The organism is Maricaulis maris (genome assembly GCF_049116555.1).
Lineage (GTDB): Bacteria > Pseudomonadota > Alphaproteobacteria > Caulobacterales > Maricaulaceae > Maricaulis > Maricaulis maris_C.
The window spans coordinates 43752-64796 of sequence record NZ_JAGDYT010000012.1; the positions used below are offsets into that span (position 1 = coordinate 43752).

Below are 21045 nucleotides of genomic sequence, written 5' to 3' on the forward strand. Positions count from 1 at the left end.
CGACCTGAGTACCGCTTGAGCCGGGCAAATGCACGAGCAGAATTTATCGCCTCAATCGTCAACTATGGCGGAGTCAGACGGCCAGACACAAAAACCCCCGAAGCCTGGCTCCGGGGGTTTTCACGCAAGCTTGGAAACGCCTATTCCGCGTCAAGCGGATCAACATCATCCATCAGTTTTTGCATCAGGAATGTGTAGAGCAGCGCGTCACTGCGGGCCCGCTCTTCGAGATTGGCGGCGGCAGAGTGACCACCGGCCGTGTTCTCGTAATAGAGATAGTCATGGCCCAATTCTTCCAGGAGATGTGCCATCTTGCGGGCATGGCCCGGATGGACACGGTCATCCTTGGTCGAGGTGTAGAGATAGATCTCCGGATACGCTCCATTGGCGTCGACATTGTGATAGGGCGAGATCGAGCGCAGGAAACCGCCCTCGTCCGGATCTTCCGGATTGCCGTATTCACCCATCCAGGACGCGCCGGCCAGCAGGGTGTGAAAGCGCAGCATGTCGAGCAGCGGCACCGCCGAGACGACTGCATTCCACAGATCAGGACGCTGGGTGTACATGACACCGGTCAGCAGGCCGCCGTTGGACCCGCCATAGACGCCGAGATGGCGCGGGCTGGTCAGACCACGTTCGGAGAGGTCCTCGGCCACAGCGATCAGATCGTCATAGATGCGCTGGCGATCCATCTTCAGACCGGCCTGGTGCCAGGCAGGGCCGAACTCGCCGCCACCACGGATATTGGCGACCACATAGGCGCCGCCATTCTCCAGCCAGAGCTGGCCGCGCGAACCGGAATAGCTCGGGCGAATGGAGACCTGGAAGCCGCCATAGGCGTAAAGCAGGGTCGGCGTCGTGCCATCCATCACCGTGTCTTCATGGCGGACCACGAAATACGGAACCATCGTGCCGTCGGTCGACGCCACTTCCAATTGTTCGACAACAAGGCCCTCGGCATCGAACCGGGCCGGGATCGACTTGATCTCCTCAACGGTCAGCTCGGCCGCATCGACCATGTAATAGCTGTCAGGCGTCAGGAAGCCTTCGGCATTCATGAAGGCCACGTCGTGGTGCGAATTGGTCGAACCAAGGCTGATCGTCATATTGGCCGGGACCGGCACGGTCTCGGACGTCCACTGGCCATCGGCATAATGGAAGGCCTCGAGGCCGCCGACGACATTCTCGTCAATCGCGACCAGGAAGGCCGACGCGGATGCGCCCATTCCGCCCAGAGACTGGCGCGGACCTGGCACGAAGACCGTCTTGACCGGCGGCAGTTCACCGCTGGCGGCGAAATCAGCCATGGTGAAGGAGAGCAGCGCGCCCTGCGGGAAGGTTTCGCCACCGTCCACCGGGGTCCATTCTTCTTCGACCGTGAAGATCAGTTCGCCCTGATAGATGTCCTGGATGGAGGATTTGGACGGCAGAGGCAGTTGGACCGGCTCCGCATCGGCCGGCAGATACCACCAGGTCGTGTCGTAGAATGTGTCCGCTTCCGACGCCATCATGTAGACGGTGCCGTCATGGTCCTCGGCCCGGAAGGAAAAGAGGCCAACATCATCCGCATCGCCGCGCACGACTTCCGTCGCATCGGCGAGATCGGTACCGCGCTCCCAACGATAGGCGACCGAAGGGTAGCCTGAACTCGTCGTGTCTTCCGGGTTGGTGGCCAGGCCAACCATCACGGTGTTCTCGTCAATCCAGCTGACGCCACCCTTGGCTTCGGGTGTTTCGAATCCACCTTCGACGAAGGCCCGGTCGGAGATCGAGAATTCCCGCCGGATGGCCGCGTCAGACCCGCCATCGGACAGGGTCAGGATGCAACGATCATACTCAGGCGCCAGGCAGTTCGAGCCGCGCCAGACCCAATTGCGGTCCTCGGCTTCGGACAGGGCATCGAGATCGAGCACGACATCCCATTCCGGATCATCGGTGAGATAGCTTTCCAGCGTGGCGCGGCGCCACAGGCCATGGGTCTGCTCGGCATCCTGCCAGAAATTCCAGATGAAACCGCCTGAATAGGAGCCGTAGGGAATCCGGTCATTGGACTGGTAGATGGCCAGTGCTTGCTCGCGGAGCGTCTCGTAACGCTCATCGCCCTGCAGACGATCAAAGGTGCGCTCATTCTGCCCCCCGACCCACTCGAGGGCACGCTCGCCCTCGACCTCCTCAAGCCAGACCCGCGGGTCATTATTGGGATCGATCTGGACGATCTGGCGCTCGGCCGGCGCGTCCGGTGTAGTGGAGGCCACGTCTTCGCCCTCATCGCTGGCGGGCTGGCTGCAGGCCGCGAGGATGGCGGCGCTGGCGGTCACCGCCCAGATACTCCGATAAACTCTCATCAGTCTCTTCCCCTCTGATGTGTGCGACGCAATTAACACCGGAGCGGTGGTGGACGTAAAGGGATGGGGGCGGTATCGGAGCCGTTATGGAAGCTCGTTTGATGAATGGTGCCGGCAATCGGTTCATCCTTGCCGATCTGCGCGGCCGCGCCGCCCGATTCAATCTTGCTCGCGAAGCGGTGAGAGCCATGGCGCACGACCATCTTTTCGATCAGTTACTTGTGCTCGAAGACAGTGACAGCGCCGACGCCTTCATGCGCATCTGGAATGCCGATGGCGACGAGGTCGGCGCCTGCGGAAACGGCACCCGTGCGGCGGCCTGGGCGATGATGCAGGCCAATGAGAGCCGACAGGTCTCGATCGGTACCGCCGGCGGCCTCTTGCTGGCCCGGGATGCCGGACCGCTGACCGTCAGCGTCGATATGGGCGTGCCGCGTCTCGACTGGCAGGACATTCCGCTGGCCCGGCCGATGGACACAGCCCGGCTCGACTATGTCTGCGAGGCAGACGGGGTGCGCATAGAGACCCCTGGCGCGGTTTCCATGGGCAATCCGCACGCGGTATTCTTCATCCGCGATGTCGAAGCCCTGCCCGTGGCACGCCTCGGCAGCGAGGTCGAGATGGATCCGCTCTTCCCCGAACGCGTCAATGCCGGCTTTGCGCAGATTCATGATGCCACCCACATTCGCTTGCGGGTGTGGGAGCGCGGCGCCGGGATCACAGCAGCCTGTGGGACCGGGGCCTGCGCGGCACTGGTGGCGGCCCACCGCCGGGGGCTGGCAGAACGCAAGGCCTCGATCATGGCCGATGGCGGCGAGCTTTTCGTCGAATGGCGGGAAGAAGACAGCCACGTCATTCTCACCGGACCGGTCGAGGATGAAGGTCCCGTCACCCTCGATTTGAGTTAGATCCGGCAGATTCGCGCACGCAGGTGTGAGTTTTGCGGTTGGCAAAACCTCATATTATCCCTGAACTGGTCGCAAAGGGGCCGCGTTTCGGGGGGAAATATTTCACATGACATTCAAGGCCATCGCGCTCGCCGCCATTCTGACCGGTCTGGGCACCACACCCGCACTCGCCCAGGAAACCGAGACCCCGGAAGCCGAGGTCGAAGCGCCGACTCCGCAATCCATCGCGCTGGAACTGTTCGCCGAAGCCGGAAGTTCGCTGCGGGCCGGAGACACTGAAACCGCCCGCCGGCTGATGTTGGCGGCGCTCGATATCAAGCCGGCCCACCCTGCGGTCCTGCGCGCGCTGGTAACCATCGCGACCCGGGCGGAACGCCCGGATGACGGCTTCGCAGCGCTCGACTCGATGGTCGAGGCAGGGCTGACATTCGACCCCGCAGACGCGACCCTGACATTGCTTGAAGCCGCCGATGCCGATCGTCTGGCCGAAATCCAGGCCGCCCTTGCCGCGAATGGCGAGCCGGTCGGCGAAGGCGAAGTGATTGCGCGCATCAACCGTCCTGACGCACTGATCGAGGGTGTGGCCATGGATATTGAAACCGACCGCCTCTTCGTCTCCTCGGTCGCGGAACGTGAAATTCTCCTCCTGGAACCCTTCGCCCGTGACGAGCCGATTGTTTTCGCAGATCGCGAGGACGGATTATGGTCTGTCTTCGGCCTCGTCGTGGATGATCGGACCCGCATGCTCTGGGCTGCCTCAGGCACTGTACCCCAAACGCCACTCGCCGATGGAGAAGCCGAGGGTACGGCACTGTTTGCCTTCGACCTGATCACTGGTGATCTCTACCGGCGCTACGCGATCGACGGCGCGGTCCAGATGGCCGACTTCGTGGTTCGGGACGGCAGCGCCTATATTTCCGACAGCCGGGCACCACGCGTCTATCGGCTGGACAATGTTTCCGGCGAACTGGAAGTGCTGGCCGAAGATCCGCGCTTTGTCAGCCTGCAAGGCGTCGCGCTGGCCCGCGGAGCTCTCTATGTCGCCGATTATTCGATGGGTATCTGGCGTATTGACCTGACCGATGGCAGTGCCGGACTGGTACGCGCCTCTGAAACCAGCCTGATTGGAATTGACGGGCTGCGGCAGACCCGTGACGGGCGACTGATCGCCGTGCGCAATGGCGCCCAACCGCACCAGGTCATGGCCATCGATCTCGATCCCACTGGCCGGGACGTCGCCAATGTTGAAGTTCTGCTTCGTGGCCATCCGTCCATGACCGGCAATACCGAGCCTACACTGGTCGACCTGGCCGACGGCCGGGCCTGGCTCGTGAGCAATGCCGCCTGGCCGCTCTTCCCGGCCGATGGCTCGGTCCCGGAAGACGCGCGGCCAGCGACCGCGATCATCGAGCTGGATCTACGCTAGGCATCCGGGTGAATGAGGCTGTGCCGATATCGAGACAAGCTTGCACGAGGTCAGATCAGCCGGTGTCGCGCAAGCTCAGTCCGACTCCACAGGCCTGGCGGATCACCACATCTGCCGCCTGGGCCCTTTGATACAAACTCGCCAATTCTTCCGCGGTCAGGCGCTCGTGCGACTGTGTCTGCCCGGCCACGGCCGGGTCGGTGGTAATGCGACCGATTTCAGGCATCGCGGCGCCCAGAACACCAAGCTGATCATGGCTGAAGCGGGAATTGGCCTCGCGGGCGATGCAAGCGCACACCGAAGCGTCCACGCCTGACCGCTCACAGGCCTGGAGGACCGGAGCCTCACTGACATGATCGCGAGCCTGGGCAATGCCCGCCCCGACACACAGGCTCAGCACAGCCAGGACAATATGGCGGCTTGGCTTACTCACGACACGTCCCTCATTCCCCCACATGGGCGACCTGACGTTTGACGCCAGACCACACACGCCTATGCTCCCTTGTGAAGAGTCCGCCCGTTCAAACGGTGCAGGACGAGTCATATTAAATGAGGCGAGGGACCGCCAGCGTTACAAGGAGCCTGACATGAGGCGCGTTCTGATCACTTTGGCCAGCCTGGCTGTGCTGGGCGGCTGCGCAACCCCGACACCCTACCAGGCAGCGGATGAGGCCGGTCGCGGGTTCACCGAAACCCGCATTGAAAGCAATCGATACCGGATCTCCTTTGAGGGCAATTCGTTGACCGATCGCGAAACGGTGGAAACCTATCTCCTCTACCGGGCCGCCGAGCTGACCGTTGAAAGCGGGTATGACTATTTCACCGTGGTCAATCGCGCGACGGATGAGGACACCCGTGTTATGGCGTCCGGGATTGGCCGTTCGCCCTATAGCGGTTTCTCAGTCCAGTATGCCTATTTCCACCCCCGCTGGGGCTGGCGGGCATGGCGCGATCCGTTCTGGGATGATGTCAGCTACCGCGAAAGCACGCGCTATGAAGCGAGCGCCGAGATATATTTCGGGCGCGGCACCAAGCCGGACGACCCCAGCGCCTTTGGTGCACGCGATGTGATGTCCAACCTGGGCGACCAGATTGTTCGGCCGACCAGCGACTGACACGCCGACGTCTTCTGAATCTCACGTCTTACGGGGCCGGTGCGATGCATCGGCCCCTTTGTCTTTTGGGCCGTCCTTCGCTCCGAAACCGATGCCGGATTGTCACGCGGCAGAATGAAGCGCTGCGACGACACTCGAGATACCGCTCATGTGCTTGACACTCATTCTCGATCGCAATAGCGAGATTTTGATTTTCATTCTCATGACCGGGTCAACACATGTTCAGTAAAGTATCGCTTCTGCTTACCACCGTTCTCACTGTGAGCCTCGGTGCAGGCCATGCTGGCGCCCAGGACGAAGACATGGATGTCATCGAGATCCAAGGCCGCTACCTGTCACTCGATCAGCTGAACTCGGTCAAGACGCCGACCCCGATCATCGACGTACCCCAGAGCCTGTCCATCATCACCGACGTTCAGATCACCGAGCAGGGTTTCGTCAATTTCGGCGATATCCTGCGTTACACGCCGGGCCTGTCCATCAGCCAGGGCGAGGGGCATCGTGACGCAATCAATATCCGCGGCAACCAGTCCACCGCCGATTTCTTCCTCAACGGCATTCGCGACGACGTCCAGTACTACCGTCCCCTCTACAATCTGGAACAGGTCGAAATCCTGCGCGGGTCCAACGCCCTGCTCTTCGGTCGCGGCGGCGGTGGCGGCGTGGTCAACCGGGTGACGAAAGCACCAGTCGTCGGCGAAGCTTTCCACGGCTTTGGCGCGGCGATCGACACCTTCGGCGCCGGCCAGCTGACGGCCGACATCAATCTGGACACCGGCAACCAGTCCGGGATCCGCCTGAATGGCTTCATCGAGACCATGGCCAACCATCGCGACGCCTTCGATGGCACCCGCTATGGCATCAATCCAACGGCCAGTATTGCGCTGGGCAATGAGACCACGCTGACCGCCTATTATGAGTATCTCGATGATGATCGCGTCGTGGACCGCGGCGTCCCGTCCATCGCTGTAGCGGGCGCACCGGGTCGCCCGCTCGAAGGGTATGACAACACCTTCTTCGGCTCGCCTGACCGCAACCGGACGACACTCCAGGCCCACACTTTCCGGGTCCGCGTGGATCATGAATACACCGACCAGCTGCGCGGAAATATCACCGCCCAATATGCAGATTACGACAAGGCCTATCAGAATATCTATGCGGCCGGTTTCGACGCCACGGTGATTCCGAACCGGGTCACACTCGACGGCTATCGCGACACGACCGCGCGAACCAATCTGATCGTCCAGGGCAATCTCGTCGGGGAATTCCGGACCGGCTCGATCGAGCACACCCTGCTCGTCGGCGGGGAGTTCGGGGACCAGGACACGACCAATGCCCGGGTCGACAACTTGTTTGCCGCCAGCAATGACGACCAGATCAGCATCGACTTCAGCGATCCGCTCGTCATCCCGGACTTCGCCTTTGCGACACCGGTGCGCGACCGGAGCTCGAGCGTCCAGTTCACCTCGCTCTATATTCAGGACCAGATTGACCTGACATCCGCGTTGAAAGTCATGATCGGCGCCCGCTTCGATCGCTTCGACGTGTCCGTGCTTGACCGACAGGCGGTCTCAGCGACCGATAACGGACGCCGCGGCCGTGTTGACGAGGAGATCTCCCCGCGCTTCGGACTGATCTACAAGCCGGCCGACAACATCTCCTTCTATGCCAGCTATTCCGAGACCTTCCTGCCCAGTGCCGGTGATCAATTTCTGACGCTGAGCACGACAAGCGAGGACATCCAGCCGCAAACCTTCGAGAACCGCGAGATCGGCGCCAAGTGGGACATCCATGCCAATCTGAGCTTCACTGCCGCCATTTTCCGGCTAGAGCGCGGCCAGTTCACGACGATTGATCCGGACGACCCTTCGATTGTGACCACGGTCGCGGGCAGCACGACCGAGGGCTTCGAGCTTCAGCTGGTGGGTGAGCTGACTGATGGATGGACCGTCAATGCTGGCTACAGCTATCTCGATGGCGTCGTCGAGGGTGGCGGTTTTGATGGCAATGCGACCCGCCAGACGCCCGAGCACATGGTCTCGCTGTGGAACCGCTATCAGATCAATGGTGAACTCGCCGTTGCGGTGGGGGCGACCTATCAGGACGCCTACTTCGTGCGTGAGGACAATGGCGTTGAGCTTCCTGGCTATACCCGCGTCGATGCTGCCGTGTTCTATGATCTGAGCCGGGAAACCCGCATCCAGCTCAATGTCGAGAATCTGTTCGACACGGATTACTTCCCGGATGCTCACTCCAATTCGAACATCTCGACGGGTGAGCCGCTCAATGCCCGCCTGTCGATCAGTCACGAATTCTGATCTGATATCGGAGCGCCAAGAAAAAAGGCCGGAGAACCCGCTCCGGCCTTTCGTGTATTCGCTTGGTGTCGCGGCCTATTTCGGCGGCATGCGGGCACCGGCATCGAGACGGACACATTCAGCATTGATGTAGTCGGAATGGACCATGAAGGCGACGAGGTCGGCATACTCTTCCGGCGTACCGAAGCGCTGCGGAAATTGCAGGTGCGAAGCGAGTGAGATTTTCACTTCCGGCGGCATCTGCTGGTAGATCGGCGTCTCGAAGAAACCCGGCAGGATCGTGTTGACGCGAATACCTTCGCGGGAGAGGTCACGCGCCATTGGCAGGGTCATGCCGTAGATGCCCCCCTTCGAGGCCGCGTAGGCAACCTGGCCGATCTGGCCATCCTGGGCAGCGACCGAGGCTGTATTGACGATCACGCCGCGACCGGAACCGCCGACCGGATCGAGCGACATCATGCCGGCAGCCGATTTGGACGCGCACAGGAAAGACCCGATCAGATTGACGCCGATGACGGTCTGGAAGCCCTTGGCCGAGTGAGCGGAGATCTCGCCGGAAGAGGAAGACCGGCGGGCCGTTTTCTCGGCCCAGCCAATGCCGGCGCAATTGACGAAGACGCGTTCCTGACCGTGCGCCGCGCGAGCCTTGGCAAGGCCGGCATCAACGCTGGCCTCATCGGCCACATTGACCTGACAGAAGACGCCGCCGATCTCCTTGGCAACCGCTTCGCCCTTCTCGCCATTCATGTCGAAAATGGCCACTTTTGCGCCTTCGGCGGCGAGGCGGCGGGCTGTACCTTCGCCGAGACCGGAAGCGCCGCCCGTGACGATGGCGGCAATGGATGAGTCGAGTTTCATGAGACACTCCCCTTTATCGATGCCAGCGACATAGCGTGATGACCGGAAAAAGAAAATCCGCCACGGCGGCTGGGCTGCGATGGAAATCCGACTTGGGGCCATGATGCGAGCGGTGTTAGAGCAAGTCCACGCTTTTGAAACCGACACGGGATTGACGCTATGAGCGGACGTTATGCCCTGGTGCTGCACGGCGGCGCCGGAACCTTGGCTGATCGCGATTATGCCAGAGAGATTGAGCATATGCGCGGACTCGCTGACGCCGCCAAGGCGCGCCTCGCGATCGGTGCCAACGCCCTCGATATCGTTCAGGACATTGTCCGCGAACTCGAAGCCTCGGGGTTTTATGTCGCCGGCAAGGGTGCATCCCCCAACAAGGCGGGTCGCTATGAGCTCGATGCAGCGATCATGGACGGGGCAACCCAGCGGGCCGGTTCGGTCGCCTCGCTGACCGGTTTCACCAGCCCGGTCTCGGCCGCGCGCGCAATCATGGAAACCACGCCGCACGTCATGCTGGCCGGCCGAGGCGCCGAACGCTTTTGCAGCGAGGCCGAGCTGCAACGCGTGGAAAGCGTCAATGATTACTACACCCCGGCCGCCGCGCCGGATGACCGGGCGATCGCGACCGGGACGGTTGGCTGTGTTGCGCTGGACATGGAAGGCCGGCTCGCCGCAGCGACCTCCACCGGGGGGACACTGAACAAGATGGAAGGCCGGGTCGGCGACAGCCCGATCATCGGTTCGGGCTGCTGGGCGGATGGCCATGTCGCCATCTCCTGCACCGGACAGGGCGAATTCTTCCTGCGCACGGCCACGGCCAAGGACGTCTCGGCCCGCATGCGCTACGGCCGGCAATCCCTCGCCGACGCCACAGCCGGTGCACTTGCCGATGTCGCGGCGCTTGAAGGCGAGGGCGGCATTATCGCCGTCGATCGCGACGGTAATCTCGCCGCGCCATTCAATTCGCCAGGCATGAAGCAGGCGATGGTCCATCCCGATGGGCGCATCACCGCCGGTGTGAGCTGACCATGTCGACGATGCGGGGATATTTCGGGGTCGGCGCGGAAGGCATTTCCAAGCCAATGAATCTGGGCGCCATCCTGCGCACAGCCCATGCTTTCGGCGCCAGCTTCGCCTTCACCGTGGACGCCAGTCACCAGGTTCGCGACGTCCATCGGGCCGATACCGCCAAATCCGCCGATCATGTGCCCTATTACGAGTGGGATGGGATCGGGAGCATGGCCCTGCCGTCCAATTGCCAGCTGGTCGGGATTGAACTGACCGATGAGGCCGTCGACCTGCCCAGCTTCCGCCACCCCCTGTGCGCCGCCTATGTCTTCGGCCGGGAACGCGGGTCCCTGTCGGAAGACATGCAGGCCAAGTGCAGCCATATCGTCAAGATCCCGACCAAGTTCTGCGTCAATGTCTCGGTCGCCTGCGCCATCACGCTCTATGATCGCCAGATCAATTTCGGCGGTTTCCCCGAGCGCCCCCTGATGCCGGGCGGCCCGAAGCTGGAAAGCCTGGCCGATGCGACGAAAAAATTCGGTATCCACCGCTGAAATGGTCATCTGACGGGCCATCTTAGGCCGGGATTAACTCTGCCATCATACCGCCATAGGCCTGCCTTAGACGGCAACCAGCAAGCATCTCCATGAGGATGATCACCGTGCTTTTACGATCTGCCTGCCTCGCCCTCGGCCTCGCCACGCTCACATCGGCCGCTTCCCTCGCCCAGGATGACCCGCAATTTCGCGGCGAGTACAGCGATTGGCGTGTCTTCACACGCAATACCGAAGCCGGCTATTCCTGCTATGCGCTCAGCCGTCCGACCGACAGTTCGCCGCGGGCCCATGAGCATGGCAATGTCTATTTCCTAGTTGCCAGCTGGCAATCTGGCGCAGTCGAGGATCAACCGTCTTTGCTGGTTGGCTATGATCTGCGTCCGACCAGCCCGCCCCAGGTTCGCGTCGGCTCCAGCCGGTTCGACATGTTCGCCGACGGACAGGAAGGCTTCCTCGACGATCTCGACGAAGAGGACGAGTTGGTCCGCGCCATGCGCCGTGGATCAGCCATGCGGGTTTCTGCGACAACCCTGGACGGCGCGTCGACCTCCTNNAGCGCGTCTCGGCCCTGTGTAGCTGACCCGAAATCACCGATCGCGATTCGGATTTGCCGCGCTTTTGTGATAGAGCGCGCGGCCTCGTATGAATTGATCTAGTCTGGCGACCATGAACCACGCCCTGAACATTGATGTCCGCAACGCCAATGCCCCGCGCATTGACGAAACCACACCGCGCGCCCTGCCCTCCCTGGCCGGTCTGACGCGCGAGCAATTGCGTGACGTCGCGATTGATTGCGGCGTTGATGCGAAGAAGGCGAAGATGCGCGCAGAACAGCTGTGGCGCTGGATCTATCACTACGGCGTCACCTCCTTCGACGAGATGACCAATATCTCCAAGGACCTGCGCGCGGTGATCGCTGAGAAATACGCGCTTCATCGACCCAAGCTGATTGACCGCCAGGTCTCGGTCGACGGGACCCGGAAATATCTCATCGAACTGGCGCCTGGCGTCGAGTGCGAGACCGTCTTCATTCCCGATGTGGCCCGCTCGGGTGCTCTGTGCGTGTCGAGCCAGGTTGGCTGTACGCTGAACTGCACCTTCTGCCATACCGGCACCCAGGCGCTGGTTCGCAATCTGACGGCGGCCGAGATCGTCGCCCAGGTCATGATCGCGCGCGATGATCTCGAGGAATGGCCAACCTCGAACGAGAACCGGAAAATCACCAATATCGTCTTCATGGGCATGGGCGAGCCGCTCTATAATCTCGACCATGTCGCGACGTCGATCGACATCATCTCGGACGGTGAGGGCATCGCCATTTCGCGCCGCCGAACAACCGTGTCGACCTCGGGCGTGGTCCCCAAGATCAAGGAACTCGGCGCGTTGACCGGCACCATGCTCGCGATCTCGCTGCACGCGACCAATGATCCGCTGCGCGATGAGCTGGTGCCGTTGAACAAGAAATATCCGCTCAAGGCCCTCATGGAGGCAATCCGGGCCTATCCGGGTCTGAGCAATTCCAAGCGCGTGACCTTCGAATACGTGATGCTCAAGGGTGTCAATGACAGCCTCGCCGAAGCCAGGGCGCTGGTGAAACTGCTCAGGGGCATCCCCGCCAAGATCAATCTCATCCCTTTCAATCCGTGGCCGAACAGCCCGTATGAGTGTTCGGACTGGGACCAGATCGAAGCTTTCGCCGACGTGGTCAACAAGGCCGGCTATGCCTCACCCATCCGCACCCCACGCGGTCGCGACATCTTTGCTGCTTGCGGGCAATTGCGCTCGGAAAGCCAGAAGGTGAAAGCCAGCGTGCTGCGCAAACAGCGCCTGGAAGCGGAAGGCCAATCCAACGACGCAGCGTCATGACCGACGCTGTTCTGTATCGCTGGAAGCTGAAGCCGGGCCGCGAAGCCGAGTTCGAAACCGCCTGGGCCGAGGGAACGCGGCGCATTCATGCCGCCTGCGGCTCCTATGGCGCCATCCTTCACCGCGGCGAGGACGGGCTTTATTGGTCCTATGCCGCCTGGCCGGACGAAGCTGCTCGCACGGCCTGCTTCGCTGACCATGACTGGCTTTCCCAGGATTGCTTCAAAACCATGCAGGCTTGTATTGAAGAGCGGTTCGACGAGATCAGGCTGGGCGTCACGCAGGATTCACTGGAGTCGCGCGATATCGCACCGGAGGTCCCTGTACTCACAACCGACCGCCTCCTGCTGCGCCCCATGACCCTCAACGATGCCGAGGGGGTCTATCCCGGTCTCAGCGATGACAAGACCATGACCTACTGGTCGAGCGGGCCTCTGGCCTCGCTCGAGGCAGTACGGGATTATCTGACCTGGAACATCCGGTCCGCCACATTGCGCTGCTGGACGATCGCCAAACCGCACGCACCAAACGACGCACTGGGTTGGGCCGTTCTGATGGACCGCCGGGCCGGCGTTGCCGAGATTGGATATTTTATTCGTCCGGATTCGACACGCCAAGGCTATGTGAGCGAAGCGGTCGAGCGACTCCTCGAATACGGTTTCGAGGAGCTGGATTTGCGCCGAATCTACGCCGATACCGACCCCGACAATACCGGCTCCATAGCTGTGCTGACTAAGCTGGGCTTCACATTGGAAGGCCGTTTGAGGGATGAGTGGGAAACCCATATCGGCGTGCGCGACACATTACTTTTCGGCTTGCTGAAACGCGATCGGAAGAACGCCTGAAGCCCCGTTTTGAGGCCGGTTGCCTGTAAACACTAATTAACCATCGACACGCTAACCATGGCTCATCATTACGAGTCGCTGCGAAATCGATGTTGAATTCACTCAAAACTATACTTCTGATTGCAGGAATCGGCGCCACCCCATTGCTTGGCGCGTTCGAACCGGCATCGAATGACCAGTATGCAGCAATCTTCCCGCCCAACTGGGGCGCCCGGGACATTGTTCTGGCGGCCGCCAGCCAGGACCAAGCACCACTGACCTTCGGACGGACACAGAATATCGGCGTCTTCATTCTCGATGATGCCGCCGATCACGACGCGCTGAGAAATGCCGGCGCGCTCATCATCCTGCCCGCCGATGCCTTCCGCGGCTGCCTGATACCCTCCTCTTCGACACAGGATCTCGCTTCATGACCAGTCTCAGCAACATCCGCCAGCGCGCTCAGATCGCGACCGTCCTGATCATGGCCGGGCTCTGGGTCGCCCTCCTTGCCACGGCAGCCTTCGTCGCGGCGCATCGCATCCTGCCGGCCGGACTGTTCGGACTGGCCTTGCTGGCCGTCGCCGGACTCAGCTGGAAGATGGCGCCCAACACCGACTCTTCCCGCGTAACTGCGGGCACGACACTGATCGGCTTTCCGGCCCTCTTCGTCTATGTGATGAGCGGGTCCGACTGGCAGATCGACATGCACATGATGTTCTTCGCGGCCCTGTCGATCTCCGCCCTGATGCTGGACTGGCGCGTCATTCTCGCCGCCTCCGCCGCGACGGCTGTCCACCACCTGTCCCTGAATTTCTTTCTGCCCTGGGCCGTCTTCCCCGATGGTGCCGACTTTTTCCGAGTCGTCTTCCACGCCGTGATCGTGATCGGTCAGTCCGCCGCCCTGGTTTGGATGACCTATCACGCGGCCAATGCCCTCGATGGCGCCGATCGCAAGGCTGCTGAAGCCGAAGAGGCCCAGAAGGCTGCCGCGAGTAGCGCCCAGGACCAGTCAAACACGCGCGACAAGGCCGAGCAGCAACGCGCCAATGTGGCCAATCTGGCCCAGTCCTTCGAGTCCGCGCTGCGCGTGGTTGCCGGTGGCATTTCCGGAGCGGCCCAACAGGTCAGCACGTTGGCGTCCGACCTTACCGGCGATGCGCTGGCAACACGCGAAGGGGCAACCGACGCTTCATCGCGCGCCTCGACCACCAATTCCAATGTCCAGTCGGTCGCTGCCGCAGCGCAGGAATTGTCTGCCTCGATCGGCGAGGTCGCGCGCATACTGCAAAATAGCGGCGACGTCTCGGACCGGGCCGCCGCCGAAGCCGAAGGCGCCGGTCGTTCGATCGACGCGCTGGAAGGCGCAGCCAAGGAAATCGAGGACATCATGCGTCTCGTCGCCGATGTCGCCGAACAGACAAATCTGTTGGCGCTCAACGCCACCATCGAGGCCGCACGCGCGGGTGAAGCCGGCAAGGGCTTCGCGGTTGTTGCTTCGGAAGTGAAAGCGCTGGCCGAACAGACGACCCGCGCCTCAAGCGATATCGGCCAGAAGATCGAAGCCATGCGTGGCGCGTCCGGCGGTGCTGCCGGCGCGCTGGGTCGCATCACTGAAATCATCGCCGAGTTGCGCAACTCGACCGAAAGCGTCCAGGGCGCCTTCGCCGAGCAAAACCAGGCCACTCAGGAGATCGCATCGCTGGCCGAACGCGCCGCGATGGAGACCACCGAGGTCAACAATGCCATGGGCTCGGTTACCGATGCCGCCGAGCGCACCAACACCGCAGCAGAGTCCTTTACCCGCGCGTCGGGTGAGCTCGGGGAAGCGGCGGGCCGCCTGGATGAGGAACTCAACCGCTTCCGCTCGGAACTGGATGCAGCCTGATCAGTCCGGCTTGCGGAAACGCAGGACGAAACGGTCGGTCTGACGCCGGATTGACGGATCGAAGGGGCTGATTTCCCGACTATCCTCGGCATTGGCCAGCATCTCGCTGCTCGCATCAAGCTCGAAGCCGGCCGCCGTGACCTCTTCGATCACCGACGCCTCGTCGATCCGGTGCAGGCTCTCGACCACGTCGAGACCTGCACCGGCGACGGCATGATGATCGATCACGACGAACACGCCGCCGGGTCGCAGACTGTCAAAGATCTCGGTGTTCATCGCGGCACGATCGGTGCCGTCCCAGCCCGTATCATGGTAGAAAAGCACCATGAAGGCAGCGTCGAGCGACGCATCTCCGACATTCGTGCCGAAGGTTTCAATGGTCGAGCTGAAATGCGTCATGTTCGGACGCGCGCCTGCAAAGGCGGCGAGGCCGGCATCGGTCTCGGCAAAACGCTCCGCAACCCAGCTCGGATTCATCGTGTAGACGTGGCCATCACTGCCAACGGCGGTCGACAGAACACGCGAGTAATACCCAGCGCCTGCCGCGAGATCGACCACCCGCCAACCCGGTTCGAGACCCGCGAACAAAAGCACTTCCGCCGGATGACGATTGGCATCCAGCTGGCGATCCGCTTCCGGGCGCGTTTCATCGGCGACCGCGCTCTCGATGCTCGCTGGCATCGGATCGTCCTGGGCCAGGACCGGTGCAGCAGCCAGAGCCGCCACGGCAACAGAAGCAATGAACAATCGACGCATGTTTTCCCCTCACAAAACAGGATGATTTCACCCTCTGCATACACCAGCACCGGGCACAGCGCTTCTGACAGCTCACTCACGAAGCCGTGACGGCGCCGAGGAATCCAGATTCTTTTACGGTTGATAAGGACTTAGCTCCTATACCGATGGTCAGACGGCATCAGGCCGCGATGGAGGGGTCCATGCATTTCATTCTGGCATTCGCCGCGCTCGCATCCGCGCTTGCCGCCTGGCTCTATCGCCGCGAGAGCCGCCGGCTCTAGACCGCGCGCCCGCTCGGCACAGCCCACATCCAGACCTTGCGCGACGCGGCCATGACGGCTTAGCTCCCTGAATCTACGATTTTCCGGAGTGGCAATCATGCAGTTGCACCATGCGTCCTGGCCCGAGGTCGACGCCTATCTCAAGCGCTGCAAGGGAATCATCATCCCTATCGGCTCCACCGAACAGCACGGCCCGAACGGGCTCGTCGGGACAGATGCCATCTGCCCGGAGGTAATCGCAGCCGAAGCCGGTGCAGAGGCCGGACTGCTGGTAGGCCCGACCTTCAATGTCGGCATTGCCCAGCACCATCTCGGTTTCGCCGGCTCGATGACATTGCGACCCTCGACCATGATTGCGGCGCTCAATGACTGGATTGAGAGTCTCACCCGGCACGGCTTTACCCGCATCTATTTCCTCAACGGGCATGGCGGAAACATCACCACGATCAATGCCGCCTTCGCCGAGTATTACGCGAATTTCTCACTCGACGGGACCGCCTGCCCGGTCTNNAAGCTCTTCCCGGTCGGTGAGGGCATGCACGCCACGGCATCGGAGGTCTCGGTGACCTATTACGCTCATCCGCACGCGATCAAGGATGTTGCAATGAGCCCGAAGATCGCGCCGGTCGGCGGGTTCAGCGACGCCGCCGATTATCGCGCACGCTTCCCGGACGGCCGGATCGGGTCCGACCCGTCACAGGCGACGCCGGAAAAAGGCGCCGAGATTGTCAGCTTTGCCAAGCAGGCGCTGATCGCCGAATGCGCCAACTTTTTCGCGTTGGAACCGGCCCTGAAATCGGCGGAGTAGGTCATGGCTGAGAGCCCGTTGACTGCCCGGTTCGGGAGCGCCGCATGAAATATCTGTTCGCATTCCTATCGCTGGCACTTGTATCCGCGCCCGCATATGCCACGCAGCCCGCAGAGCCCGAAGCCTAGGCTCACCTGCCGGAACCGGTTACCAACAATGCCGTCGCAGGTGTCGAACTGGATGGCCGCCTGCTGGCCTATTCCTTCGCCGGCCTGCACGCGGGCAAGACCTGGCGGGACGTGACGGCAGACGCCTATGCCTGCGACCTCGACGCCCGGACCTGCCGCGAGATCGGCGGCCTGCCCGACGGCATCGGCCGCCTCGCCTCGGTCGCTGTCACGGTGCGCGACCAGATCTACATCTTTGGCGGCTACACGGTGGCCGAGGATGGGTCGGAGCGCTCCACCCCCGAAGTCTGGCGCTTTGACCCGGCAAGCGAGACCTACACCCACATCACCGACATGCCCGTCCCGGTCGATGACACCATCGCCCTGCCGTTTCGCGATCGCTTCATCTATCTGGTCAGCGGCTGGCATGACACGGACAATGTTGACCTCGTCCAGGTCTATGACGTTGAGGAAGACCGCTGGTTCGAGGCAACGGCATTCCCGGGAGCGCCGGTTTTCGGGCATGCGGGAGCGATCGGTCCGGCCGGACGCATGCTGGTTTGCGGCGGCACCGCGGTGGCACCGCCCACGACGCAGGGAGAGCGACGGAGTTTTGCCGCGATCGATGATTGTTGGACAGGACAGCTGGCCGACAATCTCCACGTCGTGGAATGGCAGAGAGCGCCGTCAATTCCTGGCGGCCCATTCTATCGCGGCGCGGCCTATGCGCGAGGGCATCTGTGGATTTTCGTCGCCGCCACGGACAATGCCTATAACTACTCGGGCATTGGTTATGATGGTGTGCCGAGCGAGCCGCGCGGCGACGCCTCCGCCCTTTTGCCCGCCCTGCATAGCGCCGCCATGCGCTGCCCACCCGGTTCGCCGACACGCGCCCGCGACAGTCGCGCAGCACTTTGGTCGCGAACCGACGTCGCGCAGCTGAATGTCATGGACATACGCGGCATTGTCTCCGTCAGGACGGATGGCACAGCCAGCGCCCCGACACCTGGCCCCAGCGGTGAATTTTCGCGTTTCATCCTGGGCGGGATGGGGCCTGACCAGACAGTCCTCGATGTTGTCCGCAGACTGCCTGACACACTGGCGCGGGACGTTATGGCCAACCCACGCCCGGTGTGCTCACCGTCCGAGTAGACGCACTGGTCTGTCGAGCACACGGTCCATTCACAGCGCCTGCAAGCGATGCGGCATCTGCGACCCATGGCGAGGCCTGGACCGGCGATCACAACGCCCGGATCTCCGGCCCAACCCGTTCGACAGAGATCGCGATCAGATGATCCCCTGCCGCCGGACCGCCCGTGCAGTCGCCGCGCGTCGCGTCAAAACTGGCCCCATGGACCGGGCAGACCAGCGTCTCGCCCTTGTGCAGAAGACCACGCCCATCGGGCAGGCAGAGCGGCAGACCAGCATGCGGACAAAGATTGGTGAAGGCTGTAACGGTCTCACCACGGCGGATGAGCACAACCGCCCCGCCCTCCCAGCTGGAGGCACGCGCTCCGGGGTCAGGCAGGTCGTCCAGCCGGCCTAACACGGTTCCAGGCGGCGGTTTGGGCCGCATCAGCCAACCTCCACCGGGGGATTGAAAACCCAGCGATAGGGCGCGATCTCGACCTTCCCGAACAGACCGGCGGCCTGATAGGGATCGGTCGCCAGCCAGGCATCGAGACCCGCCCGGTCCTTGGCCTCGATGATCAGCAATGAGCCCGCCATTTCGTCAGCCTCATTGAGCCAGGGACCGGCCGCTTTCACGGTCTCGCCGGCGGCTTTCAGCCAGGCAATATGGGCGTCGCGATTGGCCATCCGGACATCGAGGGCACCGGGTTTGTCCCAGGTGTGAACGAGAAAAAGCATCAAGCCGTCTCCAGCGTGAAGGGTCGCGCCAAAAGGGTCTCGATGGCGTCATCCACGCTCGCCCGACCGGCGAGGATCTCGTTGACCGCTTCGCAGATCGGCATTTCGACGCCATGGCGGCGCGCGAGCTCGACCACGGCGGGGGCACTGGCAACGCCTTCGGTGACTGCGCGGCGGCTGGCCATGATGTCATCCAGCGACACGCCCCGGCCAAGCGCCAGCCCGCACGACATGTTGCGCGATTGCGGTGAGGAGCAGGTCAGGACCAGATCGCCCAGACCGCAAAGGCCCGCCAGCGTCTCGCGCTGGGCGCCCAGCGCCAAAGCCAGCCGCGTCATCTCGGCAAAGCCGCGCGAAATCAGGGCCGCATGCGCGGACTTGCCCAGACCCTTGCCTTCGGAAATCCCGCAACCAATGGCGAGCACATTCTTCACCGCGCCGCCTATCTCCGCGCCGATCAGGTCGGTCGCGAGATAGGGTCGGAAACGCGGCGTCCCCAGGGCCTCGATGAGCTGATTGCCCACCGCCTCGTCGGCACAGGCCAGCGTCACGGCTGTCGGCAGGCCCTGGGCGGTATCGATCGCGAAGCTTGGTCCCGACAGGACGGCCGGCAGTGCCGCGGGAATGGTCTCCTTCAACACCTGGGTCATCATCGACAGGGAGGATTGCTCAATCCCCTTCGCACACAGAATGATTGGAAGACCGGGCCGCGCATAGGGCAGGAACGCTTCCAGCACGCGCCGCAAATGTTGCGCGGGTGCGACAGCCAGGATCGCGTCGCAGGCATCAAGGTCGGAAATCGAGGTCGTGGCCTCAATGGCCTCGCTCAGCTTGACGTCAGGAAGATAGATCGTGTTTTCGTGCTTGGTGTTTACCGCATCTGTGACATCCTGCTCGAAGGACCACAGGGTCACGTCCCGCCCCGCCTTCGCCGCTGTCTGCGCCAGGGCTGTGCCCCAGGCGCCGGCGCCAATCACGCCGATGCTCTGATACTCACTCATGCCTTGGGTCCCTTTCGTCCGGAGCCGATAGCCGGGTCGGCCTTTGCCGACACCGCATCCAGCGGCCAGCGCGCCCGTGCCGGCGCATCAAGCCCGTCAATCTCGCCCCGCGCCAGCCTTTCCAGGCCGACCAGGGCAATCATGGCGGCATTATCCGTACACCATTTCATCGGCGGCGCGATCAGGCGGAAGCCCGCCGTCTCCGCCTCGACCTCGAGCGCCACACGCACGGCCTTGTTGGCGGCGACGCCGCCGGCCACGACCAGCGACATCGGCCGCGGGACATCCGGGTAGCGCTCGGCGAATATCGCCAAGGCACGGCGCGTCCGTCGGGCCAGGGCGCGCGCAATGGCCGCCTGCATGCTGGCGGACAGGTCCGCCTTGTCCTGATCGCTCGGCGCATCCAACCGGTCCCAGATCTGGCGCGCGGCGGTCTTCAAACCGGCAAAGGAAAAATCACAACCCGGCTTGCCCTTGAGCGGCACGGGCAGGTCAAACCGGGTCGCATCGCCTTTCATCGCCATCCGCTCCAGCGCCGGTCCGCCCGGAAAACCGAGCCCCATCACCTTGGCTGTCTTGTCAAAGGCCTCTCCGGCGGCGTCATCCAGGGTCGAACCGAGGCGGTGATAGACGCCGACATCTTCTGCGATCAGCAATTGCGTATGTCCGCCTGAGACCAGCAGGAGCAGATAGGGAAAGGCAAGCGGCTCGGATATGCGCGGCGAGAGCGCGTGGCCCTCCAGATGATTGACCGCGATAAGCGGCTTGCCGGCGCCGAGCGCGAGCCCCTTGGCCGTCATCAGCGCCGCCATCACGCCACCAATCAGGCCCGGTCCGGACGTTGCGGCGATACCGTCGAGTTCCGACACACCCAGTCCAGCCTCAGCCAAGGCCTCAATGACCAGCCCATCCATCGCCTCGGCATGCGCCCGGGCGGCGATCTCGGGCACGACACCGCCAAAGGGCGCGTGTGCCTCGCTCTGACCCAGCACGCGATCAGCCAAAACCTCGACTGTGCCGTCAGGCGCGCGACGCAGGATGGCGGCGGCGGTCTCGTCGCAACTGGATTCCAGTCCGAGCACGGTCAGCGTGCGCGCTTGCGCTTTGGGGGAGGGGGGCGCTAAGTCCATG

Annotated in this window: 20 protein-coding genes and 1 pseudogene; 13 read left to right on the forward strand and 8 right to left on the reverse strand. The window is 62.7% G+C overall.

Translation table 11 applies throughout. The features are described 5' to 3' along the window. Positions 1-140: 140 nt before the first annotated feature. On the reverse strand, positions 141-2345 hold the full coding sequence (locus JXQ94_RS13145; RefSeq protein WP_421924245.1) for a prolyl oligopeptidase family serine peptidase: 2205 nt from the start codon (positions 2343-2345) through the stop codon (positions 141-143). Between the two features lie 86 nt (positions 2346-2431). On the opposite strand from JXQ94_RS13145, the gene dapF reads away from it, so the two are divergent. Next, entirely contained in the window at positions 2432-3253 is an 822-nt protein-coding gene (dapF, locus tag JXQ94_RS13150) for a diaminopimelate epimerase (RefSeq protein WP_421924246.1), read from the forward strand. A 106-nt stretch (positions 3254-3359) separates the two neighbouring features. Continuing rightward, positions 3360-4679 carry a hypothetical protein gene (locus tag JXQ94_RS13155; RefSeq protein WP_421924247.1) on the forward strand — a complete coding sequence of 440 codons (1320 nt, stop codon included), beginning with the start codon at positions 3360-3362 and terminating at the stop codon, positions 4677-4679. A gap of 55 nt (positions 4680-4734) precedes the next feature. On the opposite strand, the gene JXQ94_RS13160 is transcribed toward JXQ94_RS13155, so the two are convergent. Further along, on the reverse strand, positions 4735-5112 hold the full coding sequence (locus tag JXQ94_RS13160) for a hypothetical protein (protein WP_421924248.1): 378 nt from the start codon (positions 5110-5112) through the stop codon (positions 4735-4737). A 154-nt stretch (positions 5113-5266) separates the two neighbouring features. Between JXQ94_RS13160 and JXQ94_RS13165 the strand changes: the two genes are divergently transcribed. After that, the gene (locus JXQ94_RS13165) at positions 5267-5794 is read left to right on the forward strand and encodes a CC0125/CC1285 family lipoprotein (protein ID WP_421924249.1); all 528 of its coding nucleotides are present in this window, start codon (positions 5267-5269) and stop codon (positions 5792-5794) included. Between the two features lie 218 nt (positions 5795-6012). Further along, positions 6013-8112, forward strand: coding sequence for a TonB-dependent receptor (locus tag JXQ94_RS13170; protein ID WP_421924250.1), 2100 nt, complete (start codon positions 6013-6015; stop codon positions 8110-8112). A gap of 75 nt (positions 8113-8187) precedes the next feature. Here JXQ94_RS13170 and JXQ94_RS13175 read toward each other — a convergent pair whose 3' ends face one another. Next, positions 8188-8970, reverse strand: a complete 783-nt coding sequence (locus JXQ94_RS13175; RefSeq protein ID WP_421924251.1) for an SDR family NAD(P)-dependent oxidoreductase — start codon at positions 8968-8970, stop codon at positions 8188-8190. Positions 8971-9129: 159 nt separating this feature from the next. On the opposite strand from JXQ94_RS13175, the gene JXQ94_RS13180 reads away from it, so the two are divergent. The 6 genes from JXQ94_RS13180 to JXQ94_RS13205 all read left to right on the forward strand — a co-directional run bounded on the left by JXQ94_RS13180 (position 9130) and on the right by JXQ94_RS13205 (position 15110). Continuing rightward, the gene (locus JXQ94_RS13180) at positions 9130-9993 is read left to right on the forward strand and encodes an isoaspartyl peptidase/L-asparaginase family protein (RefSeq protein WP_421924252.1); all 864 of its coding nucleotides are present in this window, start codon (positions 9130-9132) and stop codon (positions 9991-9993) included. 11 nt (positions 9994-10004) lie between these two features. Further along, on the forward strand, positions 10005-10529 hold the full coding sequence (locus JXQ94_RS13185; RefSeq protein ID WP_421924297.1) for an RNA methyltransferase: 525 nt from the start codon (positions 10005-10007) through the stop codon (positions 10527-10529). A gap of 669 nt (positions 10530-11198) precedes the next feature. Further along, complete coding sequence (gene rlmN, locus JXQ94_RS13190) at positions 11199-12398, forward strand: 23S rRNA (adenine(2503)-C(2))-methyltransferase RlmN (protein ID WP_421924253.1); 1200 nt, start codon at positions 11199-11201, stop codon at positions 12396-12398. Beyond that, the gene (locus tag JXQ94_RS13195) at positions 12395-13243 is read left to right on the forward strand and encodes a GNAT family N-acetyltransferase (protein ID WP_421924255.1); all 849 of its coding nucleotides are present in this window, start codon (positions 12395-12397) and stop codon (positions 13241-13243) included. Before rlmN ends, JXQ94_RS13195 begins: the two co-directional genes overlap by 4 nt. A gap of 143 nt (positions 13244-13386) precedes the next feature. Beyond that, complete coding sequence (locus tag JXQ94_RS13200) at positions 13387-13656, forward strand: hypothetical protein (protein ID WP_421924256.1); 270 nt, start codon at positions 13387-13389, stop codon at positions 13654-13656. Further along, positions 13653-15110 (forward strand): methyl-accepting chemotaxis protein, encoded by a 1458-nt coding sequence (locus tag JXQ94_RS13205; protein ID WP_421924257.1) that lies wholly within the window; start codon positions 13653-13655, stop codon positions 15108-15110. The genes JXQ94_RS13200 and JXQ94_RS13205 overlap by 4 nt, the downstream gene beginning before the upstream one ends. On the opposite strand, the gene JXQ94_RS13210 is transcribed toward JXQ94_RS13205, so the two are convergent. Continuing rightward, positions 15111-15866 carry a class I SAM-dependent methyltransferase gene (locus JXQ94_RS13210; RefSeq protein ID WP_421924258.1) on the reverse strand — a complete coding sequence of 252 codons (756 nt, stop codon included), beginning with the start codon at positions 15864-15866 and terminating at the stop codon, positions 15111-15113. It abuts the gene before it with no gap. Positions 15867-16226: 360 nt separating this feature from the next. Here JXQ94_RS13210 and JXQ94_RS13215 point away from each other — a divergent pair. The 3 genes and pseudogenes from JXQ94_RS13215 to JXQ94_RS13225 all read left to right on the forward strand — a co-directional run. Further along, positions 16227-16638, forward strand: a 412-nt coding sequence (locus tag JXQ94_RS13215) for a creatininase family protein (protein ID WP_421924259.1), incomplete at its 3' end; no start/stop codon positions are given. A 2-nt stretch (positions 16639-16640) separates the two neighbouring features. Beyond that, positions 16641-16937 (forward strand): annotated as a pseudogene (locus tag JXQ94_RS13220) (creatininase family protein); the annotation flags it as partial. Positions 16938-17176: 239 nt separating this feature from the next. Then, on the forward strand, positions 17177-18196 hold the full coding sequence (locus JXQ94_RS13225; protein WP_421924260.1) for a Kelch repeat-containing protein: 1020 nt from the start codon (positions 17177-17179) through the stop codon (positions 18194-18196). An 88-nt stretch (positions 18197-18284) separates the two neighbouring features. Here the strand turns inward: JXQ94_RS13225 and JXQ94_RS13230 are convergent, their stop codons facing one another. The 4 genes from JXQ94_RS13230 to tsaD are packed head-to-tail and all read right to left on the reverse strand — an operon-like array spanning position 18285 to position 21044. Continuing rightward, entirely contained in the window at positions 18285-18620 is a 336-nt protein-coding gene (locus JXQ94_RS13230; RefSeq protein WP_421924261.1) for a Rieske (2Fe-2S) protein, read from the reverse strand. Next, positions 18620-18913, reverse strand: a complete 294-nt coding sequence (locus tag JXQ94_RS13235; protein WP_421924262.1) for a YciI family protein — start codon at positions 18911-18913, stop codon at positions 18620-18622. The genes JXQ94_RS13230 and JXQ94_RS13235 overlap by 1 nt, the downstream gene beginning before the upstream one ends. Continuing rightward, entirely contained in the window at positions 18913-19914 is a 1002-nt protein-coding gene (locus JXQ94_RS13240) for an NAD(P)H-dependent glycerol-3-phosphate dehydrogenase (RefSeq protein ID WP_421924263.1), read from the reverse strand. Before JXQ94_RS13240 ends, JXQ94_RS13235 begins: the two co-directional genes overlap by 1 nt. Further along, positions 19911-21044 carry a tRNA (adenosine(37)-N6)-threonylcarbamoyltransferase complex transferase subunit TsaD gene (gene tsaD, locus JXQ94_RS13245; protein ID WP_421924264.1) on the reverse strand — a complete coding sequence of 378 codons (1134 nt, stop codon included), beginning with the start codon at positions 21042-21044 and terminating at the stop codon, positions 19911-19913. The genes JXQ94_RS13240 and tsaD overlap by 4 nt, the downstream gene beginning before the upstream one ends. Between the last annotated feature and the right edge of the window lies 1 nt (position 21045).

What these genes read in the sequence shown, in the direction of transcription:
- JXQ94_RS13145 (WP_421924245.1), bottom strand. Translation starts at nt 2,345, where the DNA reads ATGAGAGTTTATCGGAGTATCTGGGCGGTGACCGCCAGCGCCGCCATC.
- dapF (WP_421924246.1), top strand. Translation starts at nt 2,432, where the DNA reads ATGGAAGCTCGTTTGATGAATGGTGCCGGCAATCGGTTCATCCTTGCC.
- JXQ94_RS13155 (WP_421924247.1), top strand. Translation starts at nt 3,360, where the DNA reads ATGACATTCAAGGCCATCGCGCTCGCCGCCATTCTGACCGGTCTGGGC.
- JXQ94_RS13165 (WP_421924249.1), top strand. Translation starts at nt 5,267, where the DNA reads ATGAGGCGCGTTCTGATCACTTTGGCCAGCCTGGCTGTGCTGGGCGGC.
- JXQ94_RS13170 (WP_421924250.1), top strand. Translation starts at nt 6,013, where the DNA reads ATGTTCAGTAAAGTATCGCTTCTGCTTACCACCGTTCTCACTGTGAGC.
- JXQ94_RS13175 (WP_421924251.1), bottom strand. Translation starts at nt 8,970, where the DNA reads ATGAAACTCGACTCATCCATTGCCGCCATCGTCACGGGCGGCGCTTCC.
- JXQ94_RS13180 (WP_421924252.1), top strand. Translation starts at nt 9,130, where the DNA reads ATGAGCGGACGTTATGCCCTGGTGCTGCACGGCGGCGCCGGAACCTTG.
- JXQ94_RS13185 (WP_421924297.1), top strand. Translation starts at nt 10,005, where the DNA reads ATGCGGGGATATTTCGGGGTCGGCGCGGAAGGCATTTCCAAGCCAATG.
- rlmN (WP_421924253.1), top strand. Translation starts at nt 11,199, where the DNA reads ATGAACCACGCCCTGAACATTGATGTCCGCAACGCCAATGCCCCGCGC.
- JXQ94_RS13195 (WP_421924255.1), top strand. Translation starts at nt 12,395, where the DNA reads ATGACCGACGCTGTTCTGTATCGCTGGAAGCTGAAGCCGGGCCGCGAA.
- JXQ94_RS13205 (WP_421924257.1), top strand. Translation starts at nt 13,653, where the DNA reads ATGACCAGTCTCAGCAACATCCGCCAGCGCGCTCAGATCGCGACCGTC.
- JXQ94_RS13210 (WP_421924258.1), bottom strand. Translation starts at nt 15,866, where the DNA reads ATGCGTCGATTGTTCATTGCTTCTGTTGCCGTGGCGGCTCTGGCTGCT.
- JXQ94_RS13230 (WP_421924261.1), bottom strand. Translation starts at nt 18,620, where the DNA reads ATGCGGCCCAAACCGCCGCCTGGAACCGTGTTAGGCCGGCTGGACGAC.
- JXQ94_RS13235 (WP_421924262.1), bottom strand. Translation starts at nt 18,913, where the DNA reads ATGCTTTTTCTCGTTCACACCTGGGACAAACCCGGTGCCCTCGATGTC.
- JXQ94_RS13240 (WP_421924263.1), bottom strand. Translation starts at nt 19,914, where the DNA reads ATGAGTGAGTATCAGAGCATCGGCGTGATTGGCGCCGGCGCCTGGGGC.
- tsaD (WP_421924264.1), bottom strand. Translation starts at nt 21,044, where the DNA reads ATGGACTTAGCGCCCCCCTCCCCCAAAGCGCAAGCGCGCACGCTGACC.